The sequence below is a fragment of the Streptomyces sp. NPDC059649 genome (assembly GCF_042734445.1).
In the GTDB taxonomy this organism is placed as follows: Bacteria; Actinomycetota; Actinomycetes; order Streptomycetales; family Streptomycetaceae; genus Streptomyces.
The window spans coordinates 49,347-55,879 of record NZ_JBHWDV010000048.1 but is presented as its reverse complement, the minus strand read 5'-3'; the positions used below and the strand labels follow the sequence as shown (position 1 = coordinate 55,879).

Sequence of the window (6,533 nt, the reverse complement as noted above, 5' to 3'; positions counted from 1 at the left end):
TTTCACCTTGTTGTCTGTTGTTGGGTTTTTTTTCATTCAACCTCATCGCTACCTTCGGGGGCGGGGCCGGCCCCCACCACCCCCCCCCCCCCCCCCCCGCTCCGACTTGAGGCCCTTCGTACGACTTCGTACGGGCCCGTGCGTCAGACCTCGACGACCACGGGGAGGATCATCGGGCGGCGGCGGTAGTTGTCCGACACCCACTTGCCGACCGCACGGCGGACCAGCTGCTGGAGCTGGTGCGGCTCGGCGATGCCGTCCTGGGCGGACTTGGCCAGCGCTTCGTCGATCTTGGGGACCACGCCCGCGAGGGACGCGTCATCGATGCCGGAGCCACGGGCGTGCAGGTCCGGGCCGCCGACGATCTTGCCGGTGCTGGAGTCCACGACCACGAAGACCGAGATGATGCCCTCGTCGCCGAGGATGCGGCGGTCCTTGAGGGAGGTCTCGGTGACATCGCCGACCGACAGGCCGTCGACGTAGACATAGCCGGCCTGGACCTTGCCGGCGATCTTGGCGACGCCGTCGATCAGGTCGACTGCGACACCGTCCTCGGCGATGACGATGCGGTCCTTCGGAACGCCGGTCAGGGCGCCCAGTTCTGCGTTGGCGCGCAGATGGCGCCACTCGCCGTGCACCGGCATGAGGTTCCGGGGCTTGCAGATGTTGTAGAAGTACAGCAGCTCGCCGGCCGAGGCGTGGCCCGAGACGTGGACCTTGGCGTTGCCCTTGTGGACGACGTCGGCGCCCCAGCGGGTGAGGCCGTTGATGACGCGGTAGACCGCGTTCTCGTTCCCGGGGATCAGGGACGAGGCCAGGATGACGGTGTCGCCCTGGACGATGCGGATCTGGTGGTCCCGGTTGGCCATGCGGGAGAGCGCCGCCATCGGCTCGCCCTGGGAGCCGGTGCACACCAGCACGACCTCGTCGTCCGGGAGGTCGTCGAGGGTCTTGACGTCGACGACCAGGCCGGCCGGGACCTTCAGATAGCCCAGCTCGCGGGCGATGCCCATGTTGCGGACCATCGAACGGCCGACGAAGGCGACCCGGCGGCCGTACTCGTGCGCCGCGTCGAGGATCTGCTGGATGCGGTGCACATGGCTGGCGAAGCTGGCGACGATGATGCGCTTCTGGGCGTTGGCGAACACCTGGCGCAGCACGTTGGAGATGTCGCGCTCCGGCGGGACGAAGCCGGGGACCTCGGCGTTCGTGGAGTCCACGAGGAGGAGGTCGATGCCTTCCTCGCCGAGCCGGGCGAACGCCGGGAGGTCGGTGAGGCGGCGGTCCAGCGGGAGCTGGTCCATCTTGAAGTCGCCGGTGTGCACGACCATGCCCGCGGGGGTGCGGATGGCGACGGCCAGGGCGTCCGGGATGGAGTGGTTGACCGCGACGAACTCGCAGTCGAAGGGGCCCAGACGCTCGCGCTCGCCCTCGGCGACCTCGAGCGTGTACGGGCGGATGCGGTGCTCCTGGAGCTTGGCCTCGATCAGGGCCAGGGTCAGCTTGGAGCCGATGAGGGGGATGTCCGGCTTCTCGCGCAGGAGATAGGGGACGCCGCCGATGTGGTCCTCGTGGCCGTGCGTGAGCACGATGCCGTCGATGTCGTCGAGGCGGTCCCTGATGGACGAGAAGTCCGGCAGGATCAGGTCGATTCCGGGCTGCTCCTCCTCGGGGAAGAGCACTCCGCAGTCGACGATCAGCAGCCGGCCGCCGTACTCGAAGACCGTCATGTTGCGGCCGATTTCACCCAGGCCGCCGAGGGGGGTGACGCGCAGGCCGCCCTTGGGAAGCTTCGGCGGGGCGCCGAGCTCAGGATGCGGATGACTCAAAAGACTCTCCTCACCACACGCGCCACGCTGCCGTAGAGGCACGTGGCGCGCATGACATTCGTGCACTTGCTAAAAGGCGGTTGTTGGTCCGTATTCACTTGTGAAGTCTTTGATCAGAGCTGTACCCCGCCGGCGGCGAGATCGCGCGTGAGCTGCTCGGTCTCCTCGGGGGAGAGCTCGACGAGCGGCAGCCGCAGCGGTCCGCCGGGCAGGCCCTGGAGACCGAGGGCGGCCTTGGTCGTGATGACGCCCTGGGTGCGGAACATGCCGGTGAAGACGGGCAGCAGCTTCTGGTGGATCTCGGTGGCCTTGGTGACGTCGCCGTTGAGATGGGCGTCCAGGAGGGCGCGCAGCTCGGGGGTGACGACGTGGCCGACCACGGAGACGAAGCCGATGGCTCCGACCGAGAGCAGCGGGAGGTTGAGCATGTCGTCGCCGCTGTACCAGGCGAGGCCGGAGCGGGCGATGGCCCAGCTGGCGCGGCCGAGGTCGCCCTTGGCGTCCTTGTTGGCGACGATCCGGGGGTGCTCGGCGAGCCGGACGATGGTCTCGGTGTTGATCGGGACGCCGCTGCGGCCGGGGATGTCGTAGAGCATCACCGGCAGGTCGGTGGCGTCCGCGATGGCCGTGAAGTGGCGCAGCAGGCCCTCCTGCGGGGGCTTGCTGTAGTACGGCGTCACGGCGAGCAGGCCGTGGGCGCCGGCGTCCTGGGCGGCGCGGGCCAGTTCCAGGCTGTGGTGGGTGTCGTTCGTACCGGCTCCGGCGACGACGAACGCACGGTCGCCGACTGCATCGACCACGGCGCGGACCAGCTGGGCTTTCTCCGCGTCACTGGTGGTCGGGGACTCACCGGTGGTGCCGTTGACGACGAGGCCGTCATTGCCGGCGTCCACCAGATGGGCGGCGAGCCGCTGCGCGCCGTCGAGATCGAGAGCGCCATCCGCCGTGAACGGCGTGACCATGGCGGTCAGCACCCGCCCGAAGGGGGTCTGCGGTGTGGAAGTCGGAGCCATGGGTCCCACGCTACTCGTAGCTCACCGTGGGATGCGCCTCTGGGGAGCAGGGATGTGGACTCCGGCACTGCCTGCTCGGGGGTTCAAGCAGTGCCGGGTCCGTCTGTTCAGCGTAGATGAAGTTCTCAAAACGCCGCAATCCGGACACCTTGCCCGTCCGGTCCGCGCACCCCGGAATCCGGCCCGCGGCCTGGGCCTTACGGCGCGATCCGGCCGTTCGCATTGAATGCGCCGTACGTGAGCGGCATGAGCTTGGCCCAGTGGGCCTCCATCTGCTCGCCGACCATTTCGATCTCGCGCTGCGGGAAGGAGGGCACCTTCGCCTGCTCGTGTTGCGTCCGCAGCCCGAGGAAGTGCATCAGGGAGCGGGCGTTGCAGGTCGCGTACATGGAGGAGTACAGACCGACCGGGAGGACCGCGCGGGCGACCTCGCGGGCGACGCCGGCGGCGAGCATCTCCTGGTAGGCGACGTACGCCTGGCGGTAGGAGTCCTCCATGACGCGGCTGGTGAGCTCGTACTGCGCGGGGGTGCCGTCGACGAATTCGTACTTGCCCGGGCGGCCCTGCTGGACGAGCTTGCGGGACTCGCCGGGGACGTAGAAGACCGGCTCCAGCTGGCGGTAGCGGCCGGACTCCTCGTTGTACGACCAGCCGACGCGGTGGCGCATGAACTCGCGGAAGACGAAGATCGGCGCGCTGATGAAGAAGGTCATGGAGTTGTGCTCGAACGGGCTGCCGTGCCGGTCCCGCATCAGGAAGTTGATCAGGCCCTTGGAGCGCTCGGGGTCCTTCTGGAGCTCCTCGAGGGACTGCTCGCCGGCCGTGGAGACCCGGGCCGCCCAGAGCACGTCGCTGTCCGCGGCGCTGTGCTTGACCAGCTCGACCGTCACCTCGCTCCGGAAGCTGACGGCTGCAGCCTCGGGGCTCTCAGCGCTCTCGGCGGGGGTGTGCGACACCGGCGGTTCCTTCCGTTCGATCCTCGTGCGCGACCAGCCTACGACCCGCCACTGACAGTCCAGTAAATGCGGCGTGATGCCGCGTTAGCCGCAAAAGGGACGCTCTATAGCAGGGCGTCGCGCGGGAGTTGATATTTTTCACAGAAGTCTTGGAAAACGGGCACCAAACGGGCGGCACAGACGTCTAACCCTGTGACAGTGCCCACTACGAGGTTCCTAGGAGAGCCCCCTCATGTTCCGCCGGCGCGAGCCCGTCCCGTTCGCCTTCGTCGCAGAGGCAGACCGGTTCCGCAGCAATGTCACTCCCCCGCCGCGTGCACGTCTCTCACGTACGCAGCTCGTCGGCCAGTCTCTCATCACGCTGACAGTGGTGGGCGGCCTGGCCGGCGCCCTGCTGTTCGGCGTTCCCGCACTGCAGCAGGACAGCTCGGCCTCCAACCGGGTGCATCAGTCCGAGGCCGCCCACCGCTGAGCGGCAGGGGGCGGGGCGGACCAAGTGGTTCCGCCCCGCAGGGCCCGATAACCTCACCGGTCACAGCTTCCGTCGGTGCGCCCCCCGCGTGCCGCAGCCACCAGTGAGGACCAGCCGTGACCCTGCCCTTCCTGACGGCCGACCGCCACCTCGACAACGGTGCCGCCGAACAGGCCGCACTCCCACACGACGAGCCCGACCACTGGCGCCGTCCCTACCGCCCCGGACCGTGGCGGGTGGGGACGGCGGCGGTGTTTTTGCTGCTCGCGTCGTTCGTGCTGCTGTCCGCGATGATCATCGCGATGGCCGGCTCGCTGCCCGGAGCGGCCGCGGTGGTGGCGATCGGCGCCCTGCTGATCGCGCTCGCGCTGCGGCTGCTGCGGGTGGGCGTGTGGGTCAGCGCCCGGGGCCTGCGCCAGGTGAACCTGCTGCGGACGACCACGGAACCGTGGAGCGCCATCGCGTCGGTCCGTACGGTCCAGCAGCCGGTGCGCTGGCTCGGCCTGCCGCGGACCGTGCAGGGCCAGGCGCTCCTCGTCGAGCGGCGCCGGGGCGAAACACTGCGCACCCTGGTCACGGACCACAACGGCGACTTCCTCGGCCGCCCGGAATCCTTCGTACACGCCACGGACGTCCTGGAGGCCTGGGCGGCGGAGTACCGGCGGGCGTAGGGACGGCGGAGCAGGGAGGGGCGGGGCGGGCGGGGCCTTAGGGGGTGGGGGAACAGATCCCCTAGGGGGCGCGAGCGCCCCCTGCGGGGCCACAACGGGTTGGGGGCTGGGGATATTCCGTCGGAGTGGGGGCGGCGGGAGGCATGCGGCGGGGGCGGGACGGGGCGTTCCGGGCGCAGGGCGGGATTGGGGGCGGGAGGAGTCCGGCGGCGGGCGAGTGCGGGGCCGGGGGCGGGACGACGGGGCGGGCGGGGTTTTGGCGCTGGGGCCGGTTCGTCCCGCCTTGGCGTACCGGGGGTGGCTTTGTCAGGCCGTTGAGCCGGCCTTGTACAGGGTGATCGCGTGTTGCATGGCCTTGCGGGCGCGGGGGGTGTCGCGGGCGTCGTGGTAGGCGACGGCCAGGCGGAACCAGGTGCGCCAGTCGGCGGGGGCGGCTTCGGTTTCGGCCTGGCGGCGGGCGAAGACCGCGTCGGCGGAGTCCCGGTCGATGCGGCCGCCCGGGGTCCGCTTCAGTTCGTCGGCCGGCAGACCGCCCTCCGCCTCCAGGACGGCCGCGAGCCGGTGGGCGCTTCGCGCGAAGCGGGTGTTGTGCCACAGGAACCAGCCGCCGATGCAGGGCAGCACGAAGGCCACCGCGCCCATGCCCATGGCGGCCGGCTCGCCGGTCAGCAGGAGCAGTACGCCCTCCATGGCCACCACGCCGAAGACGAGCACCAACACGGTGGCGAGGAAGAAGTAGGTGATCTTTCCGCCCATGACTGCCGGCCTCAGCCCAGATCGAGGAAGTTTTCCAGGCCCACCGTCAGGCCCGGAGTGGTCACCACGCGGCGGACGCCGAGCAGGATGCCGGGCATGAAGCTGCTGTGGTGGAGGGAGTCGTGGCGGATGGTAAGGGTTTCGCCCTCGCCGCCGAGCAGGACCTCCTGGTGGGCCAACAGGCCGCGCAGGCGGACCGAGTGGACCGGGATGCCGTCGACGTCCGCGCCGCGGGCGCCGTCCAGCGCGGTGGCGGTGGCGTCCGGCTGCGGGGCGCAGCCGGCCTCCTCGCGGGCCTTGGCGATCAGCTGGGCGGTGCGCGCCGCCGTGCCGGAGGGGGCGTCGGCCTTGTTCGGGTGGTGCAGCTCGACGACCTCGACGGATTCGAAGAAACGGGCCGCCTGCTGGGCGAACCGCATGGTCAGCACGGCGCCGATGGAGAAGTTCGGGGCGATCAGCACGCCCGCCTGCGGGGCCGCGGCGAGCGAGGTGCGCAGCTGCGCGAGGCGGTCCTCGGTCCAGCCGGTGGTGCCGACGACGGCGTGGATGCCGTGCCGGACGCAGTAGTCGAGGTTGCCCATGACCGAGGCGGGGTTGGTCAGTTCGACCACGACCTGGGTGTCGTTCTCGACCAGCGTCTCCAGCTTGTCGCCCCGGCCCAGGGCGGCGACCAGCTCCATGTCCTCGGCGGCCTCGACGGCCCGTACGGCCTCGGAGCCGATGCGGCCCCGGGCTCCGAGTACGGCCACGCGCAGCTTGCTCATCGTTTCCTGTCTTTCTCTCGTGGTACGGCGAGGGCTCTCGGTGGTACGGCGGTGGGCGGCCCCGCCCGGCAG

7 protein-coding genes are annotated in these 6,533 nt (G+C 70.2%); 2 read left to right on the top strand and 5 right to left on the bottom strand.

Going from position 1 to position 6,533, the window contains the following annotated elements:
* Nucleotides 1–143: 143 nt before the first annotated feature.
* The 3 genes from ACFV1J_RS33095 to thyX form a co-directional block, all read right to left on the bottom strand.
* A complete protein-coding gene (locus ACFV1J_RS33095) occupies nucleotides 144–1,829 on the bottom strand; it encodes a ribonuclease J (RefSeq protein ID WP_385864356.1) in 1,686 nt (561 codons plus the stop codon).
* 113 nt (nucleotides 1,830–1,942) lie between these two features.
* Nucleotides 1,943–2,842, bottom strand: coding sequence for a 4-hydroxy-tetrahydrodipicolinate synthase (gene dapA, locus ACFV1J_RS33090; protein ID WP_030417239.1), 900 nt, complete (start codon nucleotides 2,840–2,842; stop codon nucleotides 1,943–1,945).
* Nucleotides 2,843–3,039: 197 nt separating this feature from the next.
* Nucleotides 3,040–3,798, bottom strand: a complete 759-nt coding sequence (gene thyX / locus ACFV1J_RS33085; protein ID WP_385864355.1) for an FAD-dependent thymidylate synthase — start codon at nucleotides 3,796–3,798, stop codon at nucleotides 3,040–3,042.
* Nucleotides 3,799–4,030: 232 nt separating this feature from the next.
* Between thyX and ACFV1J_RS33080 the strand changes: the two genes are divergently transcribed.
* Both ACFV1J_RS33080 and ACFV1J_RS33075 read left to right on the top strand, forming a co-directional pair.
* Nucleotides 4,031–4,270, top strand: a complete 240-nt coding sequence (locus tag ACFV1J_RS33080; protein ID WP_261955360.1) for a hypothetical protein — start codon at nucleotides 4,031–4,033, stop codon at nucleotides 4,268–4,270.
* Between the two features lie 116 nt (nucleotides 4,271–4,386).
* Nucleotides 4,387–4,941 carry a PH domain-containing protein gene (locus ACFV1J_RS33075; RefSeq protein WP_385864352.1) on the top strand — a complete coding sequence of 185 codons (555 nt, stop codon included), beginning with the start codon at nucleotides 4,387–4,389 and terminating at the stop codon, nucleotides 4,939–4,941.
* Between the two features lie 306 nt (nucleotides 4,942–5,247).
* On the opposite strand, the gene ACFV1J_RS33070 is transcribed toward ACFV1J_RS33075, so the two are convergent.
* Nucleotides 5,248–5,697, bottom strand: a complete 450-nt coding sequence (locus ACFV1J_RS33070; protein WP_385864350.1) for a hypothetical protein — start codon at nucleotides 5,695–5,697, stop codon at nucleotides 5,248–5,250.
* Nucleotides 5,698–5,708: 11 nt separating this feature from the next.
* On the bottom strand, nucleotides 5,709–6,461 hold the full coding sequence (gene dapB / locus ACFV1J_RS33065; protein ID WP_261955363.1) for a 4-hydroxy-tetrahydrodipicolinate reductase: 753 nt from the start codon (nucleotides 6,459–6,461) through the stop codon (nucleotides 5,709–5,711).
* Between the last annotated feature and the right edge of the window lie 72 nt (nucleotides 6,462–6,533).

Coding starts and splice junctions, on each gene's coding strand:
- dapA (WP_030417239.1), bottom strand. CDS start 2,842: ATGGCTCCGACTTCCACACCGCAGACCCCCTTCGGGCGGGTGCTGACC.
- ACFV1J_RS33080 (WP_261955360.1), top strand. CDS start 4,031: ATGTTCCGCCGGCGCGAGCCCGTCCCGTTCGCCTTCGTCGCAGAGGCA.
- ACFV1J_RS33070 (WP_385864350.1), bottom strand. CDS start 5,697: ATGGGCGGAAAGATCACCTACTTCTTCCTCGCCACCGTGTTGGTGCTC.
- dapB (WP_261955363.1), bottom strand. CDS start 6,461: ATGAGCAAGCTGCGCGTGGCCGTACTCGGAGCCCGGGGCCGCATCGGC.